General features: G+C 38.6%; 1 protein-coding gene. It reads right to left on the bottom strand.

Annotated features, from left to right (window positions below):
• The coding region (locus Q0954_RS34305) for a KilA-N domain-containing protein (RefSeq protein WP_299466690.1) at nucleotides 1–533 on the bottom strand (533 nt) is incomplete at its 3' end.
• Between the last annotated feature and the right edge of the window lie 42 nt (nucleotides 534–575).

The raw sequence follows: 575 nt of genomic DNA, 5'->3' as shown, positions 1-575 counted from the left end.
TATGGACTTTGTTTGTATATCAGCGTAAACCTTTCATAAAGTAGTTGATATATGTCCTCAATGGGCATCTGGGTAGCGGTGGCGTAATTCTTTACCAAACGTTCCATGGCGCTTCTGGTATCTACAAATAGTGGTGTCCACTGTTTGTCTTGCTCAATACAGTCCATTCTCTGCTCAAGCCAAGTTATTTTAGCGGCAATTTCGGGTGACTTTAGGTGCTTTACCATTCTTTCATTGCACCAAAAGGCAAGCATTGGGCTAATCCAACGGGCAAACTCAAAGACCAGTTTGGGGTGTAAAAATGTTCCTCCCCATCTTCCTTCTTTGGTTTTTGTCAAGCCCATAAAGTTATCATATTGAAGGCTAATCGCCACTATTTGTGCATATTCAATAAATTGTTTGCTTCTCAAATAGTTATCTAAACCATTTTTGCCAAACGCCTTACAAGTGGCAGTGGCATTGATCCAGCCTTGTTCAGTAAAAACAATTTTTGAATCCCCAAAGCTTTGTATCATTAGATTTGTTGTCTTCATTTTTATTTAGTTGTTGTTCATCTTTATAGTGTAAAGAAGCGA

Origin of the sequence: uncultured Microscilla sp., from assembly GCF_947493425.1 — a bacterium.
In the GTDB taxonomy this organism is placed as follows: domain Bacteria; phylum Bacteroidota; class Bacteroidia; order Cytophagales; family Microscillaceae; genus Microscilla.
This window is presented reverse-complemented; position numbering and strand designations above follow the sequence as displayed.